Genomic DNA, 17,274 nt, shown 5'->3' on the forward strand with positions numbered 1-17,274 from the left:
TAGAAGTTATGACTGATGAATTCAAAGAACCTAACGAAAATATATTTGATTCAGGAGTATCAAAAGCGGAACGATTTGCCAAAGGAAAAGCAATTCGTAATACTACACCGCGCGCAATTCATCGAGAATGGAAATCAGCAAAAGATAGACAAGACCCAGTAGCAATATTAATTAATACAAGTGTAGGAAGAGTCGAAAGTTTATTGCCCATTCGATATAGCCGAATGATGGAATCACCATTTTCTTTCTACCGAGGTTCAGCAGCAATCATGGCAGCCGATTTAGCAAGAACTCAAAATACAGGAATAGAACTGCAGCTTTGTGGGGATTGTCATCTAATGAATTTTGGAGGATTTGCTACGCCCGAACGTAAATTGGTTTTTGACATAAATGATTTTGATGAAACTCTTCCCGGACCGTGGGAATGGGATTTAAAAAGACTGGCAACTAGTTTTACAATTGCAGGAAGATGGAAGAATTTTTCTTCAAAAATATGTAAAGAAGCTGCTTGGCTTGTTGCCGATAGTTATAAAAGACATATGCTTGAATATAGTAAATTATCGGCACTTCAGATATGGTATGCACATATAGATCTTGCCGATTTGATAGAATTAGGAAGAGATGATGAAATAAAACAGTTTCAGAAAAAGCGATTAAAAAAAGCAGCAGAATATACAGCTCATGAAAAAGAGTTTGCAAAGCTCACTTATCAACAAGGGAAGCGTGCAAGAATTAAAGATGAACCACCACTTATTTATCATTTAACGGGTGAAGAAGAAGAAAATATGTTGGGACAAGCCGAAGCGATTCATCAGAAATATATAAAATCATTATCGGAAGATAAGCGAATACTCTTAAATCGTTATTCGGTACATGATATTGTTATAAAAGTGGTAGGTGTAGGGAGCGTAGGAACTCTTTGCGGAATTAGCTTACTGATGTCGAGCACAGGTGAACCTATTTTTTTGCAATTTAAAGAAGCAAGACAAAGTGTATTAGAACCTCATTTAAAGACAAAAAGTATTTATAAACATCAAGGAGAACGAATCGTGATGGGACAGAAGTTAATGCAATCTGCTTCGGATATGTTTTTGGGATGGACAGATGGAGAGAGCGGGAAGTTTTTTTATATACGACAACTTCGTGATGCCAAAGTTAAACCTGTTCTTGAAGTTATGAAAGCCAAAAATCTTATGGATTATGCTAAAGCCTGCGGATGGGTATTAGCAAGAGCCCACGCACGTTCGGGAGATGCTTCGCTTTTATCCGGTTATATAGGTAAAAACGATGATTTTACAAATGCAATTGCTGATTTTGCAGTTTTATATGCCAATCAAAATGAAGTAGATTATAAAAAGATGCTGGAAGCAATTAAAACCGGAAGGTTACCAATACCGATGGAACGTTAATTAAAAAACTGTTTTTATTAAATCAATCAGTTTATACTAAAGTTATGTTATAAACAAACTAAAAGCAGATCTGTTTTGTGTAAGTTAAAACACATGTTTGTATAATGTAAGTCGTTTGTTATTTTAAAAGATGTATTATGAAAAAGTTAAAAATCACAGTATTATTTTTAGGTCTGCTGAGTATCAGTTCTATAGATCTTAAAGCACAAAGTAAACCAAACGTTATTGTTATAATGACAGATGATGTAGGATGGGGAGATTTAGGAAGTTATGGTGGTGGTGTTATGCGTGGCGCTCCTACGCCCAATCTTGACCGGATGGCGGCTGAAGGAGCCCGATTTGTTAATTATTACGGACAATCTAGTTGTACTGCAGGAAGAGCATCATTTATTACAGGGAGAATACCGGTTCGGTCAGCACTTTCGGCAGTATTAGTTCCAGGTGATCCAAACGGATTAACAAAAGAAACTCCTACAATTGCAGAAGCAATGAAAAAAGCAGGCTATTCGACCATGTTTGTAGGTAAATGGCATCTTGGAGATAAAGATGAAAATTACCCAATAGCACACGGTTATGATGAGATGTATCATATGTTGCCTTATTATGCAGGGGTATATGCTTATGATGATAAAACGCTTCATCCAAATTTTCCATCAGATGATGCTGAATTTTTAAAAGTGTGGAATTCTATAAATCTTGGAGAATTTGAAGGCAAGGCTGGACAAAAAGCTAAGGTTATAAAACAAAAAGTTGGTTATGCAGATTTAGCAACTGTAGATGATGAAATGCGTGAAGCAACTGTAGATTATATAAAAAAACATGCAAAAGATAATAAACCATTTTTTGCTACAGTTTGCTTTGAAAAAGTTCATAATCCGAATAACCCTTCACCACGTTGGAAAGGGAAATCTCCAGGAGGAGGGAATTATCTAGATGCCTTAATGGAAATGGATGATAATTCAGGTCAAATCATAGAAGCAGTTCGAGATGCGGGAATAGAAAATAACACACTAATAATCTGGACAACAGACAATGGCGCATGGGTTGACGCTTGGCCAGACGCTGGCTATACCCCTTTTAGAGGAATGAAAGGTTCTGTTTATGAAGGAGGTTTCCGTGTACCGGCATTAGCATGGTGGCCGGGACATATTAAACCAGGATCAGTAAATACAGATATGTTTTCGCACATGGATTGGTGGCCTACAATTGCATCAATTATTGCGCAGCCAGTACCAACTCATGATTGGAAAGACAATAACGGAAGCCCAATTATTTTTGATGGTCTAGATCTTAGTGCTTCTCTTTTAGGAAAAGGTCCGGGAGTACGTCAGGATTTTTATTATTTCGCAGGACAAGCCTTTGGAGCAGTTAGAGTTAAAAACTTTAAGTTTCTTTTTACAGCTAAGGATTCTTGGTTAGGTTCAGACAAACCACTAAAAGTAGTGGCAACTTATGACTTATTATGGGATCCGGCAGAACATTATGATATGACATTTAATGGAGCTGCGCCTGATAATGGGAATTCACCAGGACATTTTAGCGGATCAGATAACGGTTGGGCTGGTATGTATATGGCACCTCGGGTAATGAAATTATTTGAAGAGATGAAAAAAGTACCAAACAAAAAATATATTCCTTTTGGAGAAGGATTAACTAAACTTATTCCAGATGATTACAAATAAATAAGTAACTCGATATATTTTATTTGAGATATAGGAGAGCCATAAAAATTAGCTTGACTATTACAATAAAATAAATTATTCAGAAATAGTTGAGCTCATTAAAAGTATAATAAGTTAAAGAACAAACGTATGAATAGAAAGTTTTTATTTTTAATGGGCTTTGTGATTATGGTTATCACAACAAATGCCCAAACGCAGCGTATAGATTCTACGGCTGTTTATCTCTTAACCCGTACTACCGAAACGATGCAGGATATAAAATCTTGCAGTTTTACGACGGTAACAACTTATGATATTCTAACAGATAACTTAGGACTTGTAAAGCATTCTATTATCGATAAAGTTTCGATGAAGTTTCCAGAAAAAATGAAAGTTACTTCTTCAGGAGATAAAGGGAATAGAGCATTACTATATAACGGGCAGAGTTTAAATTATTACTCCTATGATAATAATACCTATGCTACGACTACTTCCCCAAACTCGGTGATTGAGACAATAGATACCGTTAGTAAAAAGTTTGGAATTGAGTTTCCAGCAGCCGATTTTTTCTACCCTTCTTTTGCGAGCGACATTCAGTCCTCTAGTGAAGATTTGGTCTTTTTAGGAAAAACTATCGTTGATGGGAAAGAATGTTTTCATATTGCGGGCCATGATAAAACCAAAAGTTTTCAGTTCTGGATTGCAAATGATGATTTGTTTTTGCCTGTTAAAATGGTAATAATTTATACAGATCAAAAAGAAAGCCCGCAGTTTGAAGCTGTTTATAAAGACTGGGCAATAAACTCAGATTTGCCGGACTCGATGTTTGAATTTAAAGCACCTCCTAAGGCTACTAAAATAAAATTCGTTCCTAGAGAAAATACAAAATAATCACATAAATAGATTCCTATGAAATCATATAAATCAAATAGAATTTCGATATTTATTATGGTATTGTTTGCAATGCTATTAATGATTCCAGAAACAATTACAGCACAACGTTTTGGCCATTTTCCGCCACCACGACCTATGCCGCGTCCTATGCCTCGACCTATGCCGGTTAGGCCAATTCCCCCAGTGCCAAGACCGATACCACCAAGACCATTGCCGCCGCCGCCGCACCCATACCCACATCCTTATCCAAGGCCATATCCAGTGCCGTTTCATCCATATCCAGTGCCTTACCCGTATATATATCATCCGTTTGTGCCTTATGTTTGGGGACCAACATGGTATCCGGTTGGTTTCTTTTTGGCAACATTAACCACCGCAGCTATAGTTGTATCTGTAGAGAATACAAATTATAATTATGATGACGGGGTTTATTATGTAAAAGAATCCAGTGGCTATAAAGTGGTACCAGCACCAATTGGAGCATCAATATCTGATTTGCCCAAAGGGTATGTAGCGATATCTGTTTCGGGAACTGAATATTACTATTATGGAGGGACATATTATAGTAAGAACTCAGGTAAGTATAAAGTTGTGACAGCACCAGTTGGGGCAGTTGTAACACATCTTCCAGAAGGAGCAGAAGAAAAAACAATCGATGGTCAGAAATATTTGCTTTATAACAATGTGTATTATCAGCCGATCTCTAAGGACGGCCAAGATAGTTATGTTGTCGTACAAGGTAAATAATTGTCAGAAATACATTTATAATATTTTTTTGTTTTAAAGTTAAATAATTGTAATTCAGTTTGTAATGATAAATATTTAATCGGTTTTGTTTATGGTATTTAATTAAAATAATTTATCTTTAATGCAAATACCACTTGGACTTTGGGAATACTTTAACTGATAAATCAAGTATTCTTAATAAGAATTTCCGTTCATTCAGAATTTGATCATTTATTTAATTATTTAATCGCTTACTAATTTTTTAATAATCACTTTAAAATTTAATAAAATGAACACAAGAAGAAAAACCTTATTCATAATCCCAATCATAGTATTGGGTTTGATTTACAGTTGTGCTCCAACAGTAAAAGTTACAAATGATTATGATCACGCAGTCAATTTTGCAGCATTTAAAACATTTGCTGTCTATGACTTAAAAGCACAACAGGGGCAAATAAGCCAGTTAAATGTAGACAGAGTTATAAATGCGATCCGATCAGAAATGATTAGCAAAGGATTTGTTGAAACAACTGGTAACCCTGATTTAAAAGTTAATGCGGTAACAATTTTAAAAGACAAAAAAGAGGTTACAGCAAATTCTAATTATTATGGTTATGGTGGTATGTATCGACCATATGGATATTGGGGAGCTGGTGGTGGTATGATAAGTGGTACAACAACTTATGATACTTATAACTATGTTGACGGATCTTTAATAATCGATATTGTATCTACAAAAACGCAAAAATTAGTTTGGCAAGGAATCGGAAATACCGAACTTGATAAAAGACCAGACAACCCAGATGAATTTATTAGCTCCTCGGTTAAGAAAATTCTTGCTGGATTCCCTCCTGGCTTAGTTGCCAAAAAATAAAGAACCCTATGAATTCATAGTAAAACTCGATTAAACTTGTTGATATAAGATAAGTTTAATCGTTTTATAATTCCCCAAACTTAAAATTTCTTTTAACGATATTGATTTTAATAATTGAAATCATTTTATGAATGAGAAATTTAAACCGAAATTGCTATGATCTATATATTATTATCCCTTTTTTTCTTTATTGCATCAGTAGCTGGTTTTGCTGTTTCGTTTGTAATCATCTTCACGAAAAAAAATCTTAATCAAAATTTATTTCTGAGTCTTTGTTTATTTAGTCTTGCGATTGGAAGTGTTTATAGTTTCTATTTGTCTGCAAGTGAATTGAAGAAGTTTTCAAGTTTTTTTATGATTACCCGATCTTTTATTTTTTTAGTAGCCCCTTGTTCTTTTTTATATGTTAGGAATGTTTTGCAGCCTGGAAAAATGATTAGAAAATACGATTGGTTGCATTTTATGCATTTTATTTTATGCTTCGGTTATATATTGTTTTCTTTATTTGAGCAATATTTCACTCATTTTGGAAGTAAATTCAATAAAAACACTATTCAAATAACAGATTATTTATCTGTTAAAGTAAATGCTGTTTTCCCATTGATAGTTATAACAACATGGTTGGCGTATGCATTTGTGCAAACAATAATGATTTTAAATTTTGATTTTAAAAAAACGTATAAACTTAAGAGCTATAACATTAAAGTTATCAATTGGCTGATGATTTTTAATGTTATGATTGTACTGTTGTTTTCTACCCTTTTTATACATCGATTTTTGAGTAGTTCGTTGATTAATATTGATTTCGTTTACAACGGAATGGTCTCTTTTATTCTTTTTTTTACTGTTGGTTGGTTGTGTTTTAAACCTCAGGTTTTATATAATTTGTTAGAACCGGATACAATACCAATTAATAATAACATAATTCCTAAAATAGAGGAAGTAAAAGATACTTTGCCTATAATAAGTATGTTAACCGAAGATAAAAAAATAGACTACCTCATAACACTTGAACGGGCCTTTCTTAGTAAAAAGCTTTTTCTAAAAAAAAATCTTGTAATTCGTGACCTTTCCGATGAAACAGGAATACCAGTACATCATCTTTCCAGTATAATAAATAGTGAATATAATCTTCATTTTCAGGATTATGTTAATCTTAAAAGGATAGAATATTTTAAGGATAATGTAAATGACATCGACTGGAAACATCTGTCTCTGGAAGGTATGGCATGGGGATCTGGATTTAAATCCCGTACAACTTGTTTTAGAGCATTTGTTAAACACACAGGAAAGTCACCTTCGGAATATTTTAAGTTTATTAGAGTTTCTCATGAAGAGAGAAAAGAATATTTAGTTAAATAACTTCTCATCAATCAAAATTAAGATCGGAACTTCTGTTGAGTGCTTTTGTTTATTGATGGAGTATTGCCCCAAGTTCATTAATTCATTCTATTAAAAAATAAAATCATGAAAAATATATTTATTAGAGACCTACACTCTATAAAAACAGTTGTTATAATTACATTGCTTTTAGTTTCTTTTTATAGTAATGCACAACTTAAAGGAGGGCATTTACTAGGTGCTATGGGATTACAATCTGGAACTCAAACGCCCGAAAATACGCTTAGTGTTTTTTTACCAGCTTATTTTTACAACACAACCTCTTTAAGAGACAATGATGGTGATGTTGCTGTAGCAAATCCAGATTTAAATATGTTTCTTACAGGTGTAGGAGTTGGCTGGGTAAGTGATTTAAAAATTTTAGGAGCCAATTACGGAGCATCAGTATTGTTACCATTTGCATCCAATGCAATTCAGGGAAATTACGTAAATTCAAAAAGCCCTTTTGCATTTTCAGATACTTACTTTGTGCCAATTCAGTTGGGCTGGCATAATAAAAAAGCAGACTTCATCTTTAGTTACGCCATGTATCTCCCAACTGGTAAATATGAGAACGGAGCTAGTGATAATAGCGGTTTAGGCATGTTTATAAACGAATTATCTGCTGGTACAACTGTTTATTTTAACGATAAAAAAACGTTGCATTTATCCGCATTAGCTTCCTATGAAATGAATGGAAAGAAAAAAGGCACCGATATTAAAACAGGAGATATTTTAAGTCTTGAAGGAGGCTTCGGAAAAACTTTCTATGTAATGGGAGGTACTACAGATGCACCCGCTCCAAAATCCATAATAAATGCCGGTTTGATTTATTACATGCAATTTAAAACAACTAGTGATGAAATTCCATTACCTATTGGAAACGCCGTTTTTACAGGAAACAAAGATCGGGTTATGGCTTTAGGAGCCGAGGTGAATTATTTTCACATTAGCTCAAGTACTTCGGCGGGATTGCGCTGGTTTGGTGAGGTAGAATCTATTAATAGGTTTAAAGGAAATACTTTTTTCCTAACCCTTGCTCATGTCTTTAGTTTTAAAAAATAGATTTCAGCTTTCCAAATAATTGCATTTAGAGGTCTTTGATTCAGAATCAAAGAATAATCAGGTATTTAAAAAACTAAAATTAATGTAAATGAGAAAGAATATTCCAGTTATAATTTTCGGAGCGTTATTGTTTTTGTCACCTCAAATTGTTTGTTCGCAAGCAATGATTGCACTTCTTTTTGGAAAAAAAATCACAAATGATAAACTTTCCATTGGTCTTTATTTTGCAGAACAAGCATCTCATTTAACCAATACCGATGATGATAAAGCGAGTCTGGGTTTGGCAATTGGTGCTTATGTAGACGTAAAGCTATCTCCAAAATGGAATTTTTGTAATTATATGACTTTTAAAGCTCCAAAAGGAGGTACAGATATTCCGCTAGAGTATCAGGTTGTTCCCGATGCTAATTATGCCGAGGGATCAACAATAAAACGTAAGCTGGTTTATTTTGAGATAGTTCCCTTATTTCGTTACAATATAACCCCATCATTTGGTATTGGTGCCGGGCCACAAGTAGGTGTTCGTACCGTGAGCAAGGATTTTTATAAAACAACATTAGATGATGGTTCAAAAGCATCGGTTGTGTATAAAACCAAAGATTATTTTAGTCTTCTCGATGCTGGAGTATCCGGTGATATCCAATATGTTCTAAGACAAGGAAAAGGAATTCGTTTTAATCTTCGTTTTACATCTGGCTTAACGAATATTTATAGATCAAGTGTTCCTTTAAAAGCCTTTAATCAATACTGGCATTTAGGTGTTGGTATACCAATTGGTGGAGGAGGAGAATCTTCAAAATAATAAATTGTTTCCTATAGGCTCATTAGTATTGTTTTATCCAGTAATCCAAGCTTAAAACAAAATTGTTTTATCTAAGATTAAAATTCTGTCGCGTATGAAATTAAAAGTATTATTAGTGTTGGTATTTGTAATTATCAATCAGAATATAGGGTTTGCTCAGAAAGTAGATTTACGAGAAGCATATGCCGACAGTATTAAAAAATCTACTTGGAACTATAAACTTCCAGCTTGGGGACAACGTATTACTAAACGAGGGGTCGATTTACCTTATCCTATAGGAATTATGGTTAATTACTTTTCGGGAACCCAAAAAGTAGTTATAAGCGACCTCGAAGTAGGTATAAATGGCAGCCCATTGGTTCCGTTGAATTTTGTGAAATTCGGAGAAACCAAAGCAACCCTTAATTCAGTTACATCACGCATCGATGTCTGGGCTTTACCTTTTGTAGATATTTATGCTGTTGTAGGTAAAACATGGGCAAGCACAAGTGTAAATGTGGTCGAGCCAATGAATTTTAGTAATAAAGTCGATTTTCAAGGAGGAACTTTTGGAATTGGAATGACCTTGGGAGGAGCATATAAACATGTCTTTGGGACATTAGATTATAATAACACTTGGACAAGGTTTGAGCAAATCGATGGAGCTATTCATTCTCAGATGCTGGCACCTAGATTTGGATATATTTTTCAATCAAAAAGAAAGCCAAATAGGAATTTCGGTCCATGGATAGGAGCTCAGGGACTTTTTGTAAATAGAATGACCCAAGGTACAATTAACCTTTCTGATCTTGGTGTTTCGGGAAACTCAGCAGATTTTAATGTTGAAGATAAGACTTGGTATCAAAATTTGCCAGCCGGAGATAAGGTTATTGTAAAACAAGTTGCTGATAAAATACGTGACAAATTAGATAATCTCGATCCAACAGATGCAACAATTTCTTATTCTCTTAAAAAGAAAGCACTTTCTGCATGGAGTATGTCAATTGGTGGTCAGTTTCAATTGGATCATCATTGGCAATTTCGAGCAGAAGCTGGTTTCCTTGGCGGACGTAAATCGATTTTAAGTTCTGTAAATTATAGATTTGGATTTTAATATGAAAGCGAAAAAATACTTCCGACAAATTTTGTTGTTTATCATGGTTTTCATTGCAATTCCAATGACTGGTCAGGAACATAAGCATATAATGATGAAAGATTCCCTTGATGGAGCTTTTGATCTGAGTGATTATTTAATTTATGCACATGGTTTTATTGTTGTTCCCACGCTTATTACAGAGCCAGCCTTAGGAGGAATTGGCGGGGCAGTATTGCCTATTTTTCTTAAAAAACACGATCCGGTTATAGATAAAAATGGAAAGAAAAGATTTGTAGATCCTGATATAACAGGAGCAATGGGGATGTATACAGGTAATAAAACTTGGGTTGTAGGCGCATTTCGTGCAGGAAGTTTTATAAAATCAAGGATAATGTATCGTGTAGGAGGGGGATATGGAAATGTAAATATGTCTTTTTATGAAAATTTACCCAATGGTAAAGACAAAGAAATTGACCTTAATTTTAAATCATTTGCCTTCTATGCTAGAGTTATGAAGCAGTTTCGAAACGGAAAATGGAGCGCAGGCCCACAGTATTTTTTGTTAGATTCTAAAATTAATTTTCCGGATTTAAATAATCTTCCATCGTTTGCTAAGTTAAGTGATGTTAAAAGTGTAGTAAGCCAATTAGGCGGAGCCATTCAGTTTGATGGGCGCGATAATATTTTTACGCCAGACAAAGGAATGCGGCTTCAGTTTGACTTTTTCTGGTCAGATAATGCAATTGGGAGTGATTATGATGCCTGGAGGTTAAATTTATCTGCAATAGGATATTATCCTATTACTAAAAAATTAATTGGCGGACTTAGATTGGAAGGGGAGCAGGCACTTGGCAATGCTCCTTTTTACCTTAGACCGGGAATTAATTTAAGAGGAGTTCCTTCGGCCAGATACCAAGGTAAAGCCAGTGTGGTTACAGAGGGAGAATTAAGATGGGATTTGTACAGAAGGTGGAGTCTTATGGGGTATGGCGGTCTTGCAAGTGCTTTTAACGATTGGGATAAAGCCTTTGCTAAACCAATTGTTTATAGTTATGGAACAGGCTTTAGGTATTTAATCGCCAGGAAATTTAAACTCCGGATGGGGGTTGATGTTGCAAGAGGTCCGGAAGACTGGGCATATTATGTGGTTTTTGGTAGTAATTGGCTTCGTTAGTTTGTTTAGATATTCATTTGGTTAGTTAGTTTTTGATTCAATAATTGTTGGAAAACCTGATAGAATTACTATCAGGTTTTTATTTTAAAGAGATCTATTGGCATGGTGACAACTGTAAGATGCACAAATAATGTAAATAAATCTAAGAATGATGTAAAGTGAAAAAATGAGAAAAGACGGACTTTTGTAATTCATAATTTACTATGAAATTAGAATATAGACATATACGACAATATAACTTTTATGAAGATCATAACGAAAAAGGATTAAAAGTGCTTCTTGGGAGCAAATCTTATATGTCGGTTACGCGTAGTAATGTGGAGTATATTATCCAGTGTCAGTTAAAGCCCATTTTACATTCTATGAAAGATCTTACGAATGAATTTATAAGTTCGCTTGATGTTAATTATGAAATTGAAACAGAACTTAAATTATTTAGAGAAATAGAAAACCTGGGAGAGTTAAGTTATGATAGTACTATGATTTTGCTTGATCATTTATTCGATATAGATGGATTAATACCATTAGGATTAGCGATTGATTATAATGTGGTTGCAAATGTAGATAGAGAATCCTAATCCGTGTATTAAGATTATACTTAATTATTAGGTATTTATCTTTTGTAGGTTTTTATAGATTAACAAAAATATTATAAAAAGATTAACGGTTAGATTCCGAACATTCTATTTTATATTTAATTGTTTTGTAACAAAAATAGATTAGTTACTACTAATTTATCAAATCATTAAATAATAATTATGTATAAATTTTCAATGAAATCGGTATTCGTAGCTTCAGTTTTTTTGCTAGGTGCGAGTAGTAGTTTTGCGCAAGACATTTTGGTTAATTCATTAAAAGTAAATGCAAGCGATAAAAGTAAAGAGAGTTTTAAATTTACGGAGCAAATTAACTTAGGAACGACATCGGTTAAATCACAAGGTTCATCGGGAACATGCTGGAGTTATGCAACGAACTCTTTTCTGGAATCAGAAATGATCAGAATGGGAAAACAACCAGTAGAATTATCTCAAATTTTTTCGGCAAGAAATGTATATGTTGAGAAAGGAAAAAATTATGTACGTATGCATGGTGCTGTAACATTGGGAGATGGAGGTTCATTGCATGATGTAATCAATATGTATAGAAAATACGGATCTGTTCCAAGAGAAGTATATACGGGATTAAACTACGGGACAGATAAAAATAAACTTGCCGAAATGGCGGCTATTAATGAAGGAGTTTTGGCGGCAGTAGTAAAAAACCCAAATGGACAACTTACACCAAGTTGGGAAAAAGCATATACAGCAGTTATCGATTCTTACTTAGGGAAAGTGCCGGAAAACTTTACTTATAAAGGTAAAAACTATACACCACAATCATTTGCTAAAGAAATTGTTGGGATTAATCCAGATGATTATGTAGAGATGTCTTCATTTACGACTGCACCATATTATCAAAAAACATTATTAGCAGTTCCTGATAACTGGTCATTTGATCAGGTATATAATGTAAAAGTTAATGATATGACCGATGTTATCGATAATGCATTAAAGAAAGGGTATACAGTTGCTTGGGCTACAGATGTTAGTGAGAAAAGCTTTAGCTGGAAAAATGGAGTAGCATACGTACCTAATAAAAAATTCGATGACATGACTGCCGATGAAAAAGCAGACATGTTCAATGGACCAAAACCAGAACCGGAAATTACTGCCGAAATGCGTCAGGAAGCTTTTGATAACTATCAAACTACAGATGATCACGGAATGCATATTATTGGTTTGGCCAAAGATCAAACGGGTAAAGAATATTATATCGTAAAAAATTCATGGGGAGAAACAAATGATTACAAAGGCTTCTTATTTGTGACCAAAAACTTTGTGAAGTATAAAACAACTGCTCTTATGGTAAACAAGGGCGGAATACCTGCTGAAATTGCTAAAAAATTAGGGGTTTAAGTTTATTACAACATTTAGATTATAAAGAAAGCGCTACAAGTAATTGTGGCGCTTTTTTTTATAGAATCTTTTGTGACCTATAATTACGATTCTTAAGTAATCCTGTTTTTTAAATCAGGTATAAGTACTTGTATTCATTGTGTTTAGTATGTTTAATTTCGTGTTTCTTATACGAATAAAGGCGTCCCCCGAAAAGCCTGAATAGAGTAGGGTAACCAAATAAACATTTAATCCCATGTCAACACCACAAGTTATTACCGTACCAATAACAGATCAACAACATCTGTTATTTTTATTTATCCCTTTAAAAAAAGGAATGTTGGCCCAAGCAATGATTGCGGCCGAAAAAGTTAAGGAAGCAGCCAAGTCTGTAGCGCCTCCAGTTGGAGATCCTCGTAAAACGACAGGAGTACATTATTTTACAATTTATGCACAAGCAGATGGTCAACCGACACCAGGAATACCTGTTCCGGGATTCCAGTCCTATCCTGGGAAAGATGTATTGGTAGTTATGTCTATCTATGACGGACAGTTTGATGCTTACATCAGTGCATTTTTCGAAATTGATGAAGTTGTGAAAGGCTTAAATGGCTTATTGCTTTTAATGGATGAAACAGGAATTCCGGGTGTAGATCCTACAGGATTAACATCTGCATATCATATAGCTAAACAAGGAGTGAAGAAAAATGCACTGGCATTTTATTGCTTATTGATGCGTTATAATTTTGGAGATCCAATTTTATCTGCTGGAGATAAAGGTGGTAAATATGTCTTTGGTACAAATTTTCCAGGTTTAACGGTAGCTAAGATTATTGATAATTATCCAAAGGCTGGAGAAACATGGCCTCCAACTGCTGGTCAGGTTAGTTATGATTTTCCAAAATCTCAGAAACCAAATTGCAAATAGTCCTGAGTTTACTCCTAAAATAAACTAATTAAGATAGCTATGAGCAACACCAATCTGGTTGATGCGAGTGATGTGCAAGGATTAATATTGCGGGGTTATAATTTTCCCAATATTAGGTATATCATTTTGAAAATAAAAGACGTAGTTGGCGCACAGAAATTATGTGAAGACCTTGCTTCGGGAAGTGGTTCAGGGTTACAAGTTACCAATGCACAGTTATGGGAAGGCATGGTAAAGCCAGATTATTGTCTTAATATTGGTTTTACTTATTCGGGTTTGGAAAAGCTTATTGGTACAGATAATTGTGATACAGTAACTTCTTCTTCAAGTGCAGAAGTATTTGGTTCTTTTAAAGATGGAGCTGTTAATGATGCAGGGGCAATTGGCGATACCGGTGATAGTGCTCCAGTTAACTGGTGGAAAAACGGAGGATGGTTGTCAGAAACTGATCCTGAGAGCGATGGAACAGATCTTCATATTCAGATAACTCTTTTTACTTTAACGCCCGAAAACCGAGAAAAATATTATCAGAAATTATTGGATATGATATCTCATACAGCATCGGGACCATCAGTGGTTCCGGTATATTATCAGGATTCCGATCCTATCACGGTTGATGGTAATTCCGATTATGTACATTTTGGGTATAGAGATAGTTTGTCCCAACCACGTATTGATGGTAATTTTTGGAATGAACGTAAGGTTAAAATGTTAATAGGTGTAAGTAGTGTTGATGATAGACCATTAGTGCCTGCAGATCGCTTTGTAATAAGTCAGGATGCATCCGATTACTATGCGCATACATTATTAACAAACGGAACATTTGCTGCATTCAGGCTATTGTATCAGGATGAAGCCAAATTTAATGAATTCATCCATTCAGGTGATGATGCTCCTGAGCTTGTGGCTGCAAAAATGTGCGGACGCTGGCGTGACGGAACACCACTTGTTGTGTCTCCGGATAAAGAAGATAAAGGACTAGGTGAGCCAAGTGCTAAAAATTTCAATTTTACTAATTTTGATTATTTAGCTCCAAGTCCAAATCAGTATGGTAATCAGGATAGTGATGAACTTGGTTTAAAATGTCCTTATGCATCACACATCCGAAGAGCAAATCCTCGTGATGATATAAATGTAACGGGTAATAATGATAATGCACAAACGCATAGAATTTTAAGGCGCGCCTCGCCTTATGGACCCGTATATGATCCAAATGAGAAAGGAGAGGTGCAAAGAGGTTTGGTTGGATTGTTTATTGGTGCTGTTCTTGATTTTCAATTTCGGTTCGTTACCAGAATCTGGTTTGAATTAGGAGGTTTCCGAAATCCGGATGCATCGCCAAATCAGAGTGGTGTAGATCCGCTTTTTGGTCCACAAGTTTTAGATACTATTCCGGGTGATGCAGTTTTTGCATATAATGGTGGTAATACCTACAAGGAAGTTCCAAATAACCCTGATGAACCGAAACTAACGCGTTTTATACGTACTGATGGGAGTTTGTACTTGTTCTTACCTGGAATTGCAGGATTGAAACGTCTTGCAGAAGGAACAGAGCCGCTTCCTGCAAATTAAAGAGAATTTTAAGGATTCTCTTAAAACGAAAAAAGACTATCATTTGAATGATAGTCTTTTTTAAGCTCCCTCTCTTGGGCTCGAACCAAGGACCCTCTGATTAACAGTCAGATGCTCTAACCAACTGAGCTAAGAAGGAATCACCTTAAAGGTAAATATGTTTGCTAAAAAAAGTTGCTCCCCCTCTTGGGCTCGAACCAAGGACCCTCTGATTAACAGTCAGATGCTCTAACCAACTGAGCTAAGGAGGAAGTTGTTGCTCTTTTTAGCGAGTGCAAATATAGAAGGTTTTTTGCTTTCAAAAAAACTTTTTTGCACTTTTTATTAATAATTTTTACTTGCCAACGATTGCTTTATAAATATCGTTACCATTAGCAAATAGAAGCAATGTTATAAGTAAGACAAAACCAACCATTTGCGCGTTTTCTAAGAATTTATCGCTTGGTTTTTTGCCACTAATGATTTCGTATAATAAAAACATCACATGACCACCATCAAGCGCAGGAATCGGCAATAAATTCATTACACCAAGCATAATTGATAAAAGTGCAGTGATAGACCAGAATACTTCCCAGCTCCAAGTACTAGGAAAAATGTTGTAAATAGCAGCAAAACCACCTACTTGTTTGTATGCTTTGGTTTCTGGGTTAAAGATCATTTTTAATTGTTTTCCGTAACCTACTAATTGATCTTTCCCTTTTTCAATCCCAACAGGAATCGATTCAAAGAATCCAAACTCTTTTGTGCTTATCTTATAGTAACCTAGTTTTTCTAATGATTCCATTCCAAGGCTGCCTACAGTCACGCCAAGTTTTCCTTCTTTTGTAACAATAACAGAAAGCGGCGTTTCTTTTTGGTTTCTTAAAACAATAGCAGGAATCGTTTTTCCTTTATTGTTTTCTAATATTGTTTTTACCTCGTCATAATATTTTACTTTTTGGCCATTAAGAGAAGTAACCAAATCTTTTGATTGTAATTCCTTGTTTGGAGATTCGGCGGCAATGTTTCCTATTACAAATGGCATTCTTATAGATACAAGAGGGCTTTTTTCATGTTTCGATAATTGGTCAACAAGATCATTTGGCATTTTTATAGTTTGCTCAACTCCATTTCTTTCAATAAGAACTTGTTTTGACATAACTAAATCCATGTTGATCTGATTGTCAAAATTCTCAACCTTCTTACCATCAATAGCAAGAATTTTATCACCAGTTTTAAAGCCAGCTTTAATCATAACTGGATTTTCAATCGAAAGGCCGTCTTTTATATCAGCATTAGCAACATAGGTTTCGCCATAGGCAAATGCCATTCCTATATATATAATAAACGCCAAAATGAAGTTTACAGTAACACCACCTAACATTATGATTAAACGTTGCCAAGCTGGTTTCGAACGAAATTCCCAAGGTTGTGGAGGTAAAGCCATTTGCTCCTTGTCCATACTTTCGTCGATCATTCCGGAGATTTTTACATAACCACCTAGAGGTAACCAACCGATTCCGTATTCGGTTTCGCCAATTTTCTTTTTTAGAAGAGAATATTTTACATCAAAAAATAGATAGAATTTTTCGACTCTTGTTTTAAATAATTTTGCTGGGATAAAATGCCCTAATTCGTGAAGAATAATAAGTAATGATAAACTCAATAAAAATTGAGAAAGCTTGATAACTATATCCATTGTTTAATTTTAGTTCTTAAATAACGCACAAAAGTAACGTTTTCTATTTTAATTCATAGTGCAATATAAGTCATATGGTTTTAAATGTTTGTTAATTAATAA

15 protein-coding genes and 2 tRNA genes are annotated in these 17,274 nt (G+C 34.7%); 14 read left to right on the top strand and 3 right to left on the bottom strand.

All coding sequences use genetic code 11. The features are described 5' to 3' along the window. Window positions 1–8: 8 nt before the first annotated feature. The 14 genes from OIU83_RS09830 to OIU83_RS09895 all read left to right on the top strand — a co-directional run bounded on the left by OIU83_RS09830 (window position 9) and on the right by OIU83_RS09895 (window position 15,494). The gene (locus tag OIU83_RS09830; RefSeq protein ID WP_264206084.1) at window positions 9–1,409 is read left to right on the top strand and encodes a DUF2252 domain-containing protein; all 1,401 of its coding nucleotides are present in this window, start codon (window positions 9–11) and stop codon (window positions 1,407–1,409) included. A 137-nt stretch (window positions 1,410–1,546) separates the two neighbouring features. Beyond that, window positions 1,547–3,091: an arylsulfatase gene (locus OIU83_RS09835; protein WP_264206085.1), complete on the top strand. Its 1,545-nt coding sequence runs from the start codon at window positions 1,547–1,549 to the stop codon at window positions 3,089–3,091. Between the two features lie 129 nt (window positions 3,092–3,220). Beyond that, window positions 3,221–3,961, top strand: coding sequence for a DUF2092 domain-containing protein (locus OIU83_RS09840; protein WP_264206086.1), 741 nt, complete (start codon window positions 3,221–3,223; stop codon window positions 3,959–3,961). An 18-nt stretch (window positions 3,962–3,979) separates the two neighbouring features. Continuing rightward, a complete protein-coding gene (locus OIU83_RS09845) occupies window positions 3,980–4,711 on the top strand; it encodes a DUF6515 family protein (RefSeq protein ID WP_264206087.1) in 732 nt (243 codons plus the stop codon). 268 nt (window positions 4,712–4,979) lie between these two features. Next, window positions 4,980–5,564, top strand: a complete 585-nt coding sequence (locus OIU83_RS09850; RefSeq protein ID WP_264206088.1) for a DUF4136 domain-containing protein — start codon at window positions 4,980–4,982, stop codon at window positions 5,562–5,564. A 432-nt stretch (window positions 5,565–5,996) separates the two neighbouring features. Next, window positions 5,997–6,926, top strand: a complete 930-nt coding sequence (locus tag OIU83_RS09855) for a helix-turn-helix domain-containing protein (protein ID WP_264206089.1) — start codon at window positions 5,997–5,999, stop codon at window positions 6,924–6,926. 105 nt (window positions 6,927–7,031) lie between these two features. Beyond that, window positions 7,032–8,009: a SphA family protein gene (locus OIU83_RS09860; protein WP_264206090.1), complete on the top strand. Its 978-nt coding sequence runs from the start codon at window positions 7,032–7,034 to the stop codon at window positions 8,007–8,009. 88 nt (window positions 8,010–8,097) lie between these two features. After that, a complete protein-coding gene (locus OIU83_RS09865; protein WP_264206091.1) occupies window positions 8,098–8,811 on the top strand; it encodes a PorT family protein in 714 nt (237 codons plus the stop codon). Between the two features lie 94 nt (window positions 8,812–8,905). After that, entirely contained in the window at window positions 8,906–9,904 is a 999-nt protein-coding gene (locus OIU83_RS09870) for a hypothetical protein (RefSeq protein ID WP_264206092.1), read from the top strand. Between the two features lies 1 nt (window position 9,905). Next, on the top strand, window positions 9,906–11,060 hold the full coding sequence (locus OIU83_RS09875; protein ID WP_264206093.1) for a BamA/TamA family outer membrane protein: 1,155 nt from the start codon (window positions 9,906–9,908) through the stop codon (window positions 11,058–11,060). Between the two features lie 362 nt (window positions 11,061–11,422). Next, window positions 11,423–11,638 (top strand): hypothetical protein, encoded by a 216-nt coding sequence (locus tag OIU83_RS09880; protein WP_264206094.1) that lies wholly within the window; start codon window positions 11,423–11,425, stop codon window positions 11,636–11,638. A gap of 180 nt (window positions 11,639–11,818) precedes the next feature. After that, a complete protein-coding gene (locus OIU83_RS09885; RefSeq protein ID WP_264206095.1) occupies window positions 11,819–13,015 on the top strand; it encodes a C1 family peptidase in 1,197 nt (398 codons plus the stop codon). Between the two features lie 235 nt (window positions 13,016–13,250). Beyond that, entirely contained in the window at window positions 13,251–13,922 is a 672-nt protein-coding gene (locus OIU83_RS09890) for a hypothetical protein (RefSeq protein ID WP_264206096.1), read from the top strand. 39 nt (window positions 13,923–13,961) lie between these two features. Next, window positions 13,962–15,494 (top strand): hypothetical protein, encoded by a 1,533-nt coding sequence (locus OIU83_RS09895; protein ID WP_264206097.1) that lies wholly within the window; start codon window positions 13,962–13,964, stop codon window positions 15,492–15,494. Window positions 15,495–15,559: 65 nt separating this feature from the next. Here the strand turns inward: OIU83_RS09895 and OIU83_RS09900 are convergent. From OIU83_RS09900 to rseP, 3 genes are all read right to left on the bottom strand, one after another. Further along, a tRNA-Asn gene (locus OIU83_RS09900) sits at window positions 15,560–15,633 on the bottom strand. A gap of 38 nt (window positions 15,634–15,671) precedes the next feature. Then, window positions 15,672–15,745 (bottom strand) — tRNA-Asn (locus OIU83_RS09905). Between the two features lie 83 nt (window positions 15,746–15,828). Continuing rightward, window positions 15,829–17,172 (bottom strand): RIP metalloprotease RseP, encoded by a 1,344-nt coding sequence (rseP, locus tag OIU83_RS09910; protein WP_264206098.1) that lies wholly within the window; start codon window positions 17,170–17,172, stop codon window positions 15,829–15,831. Window positions 17,173–17,274 lie beyond the last annotated feature (102 nt).

Source organism: Flavobacterium shii (assembly GCF_025847235.1).
GTDB classification, from domain to species: Bacteria; Bacteroidota; Bacteroidia; order Flavobacteriales; family Flavobacteriaceae; genus Flavobacterium; species Flavobacterium shii.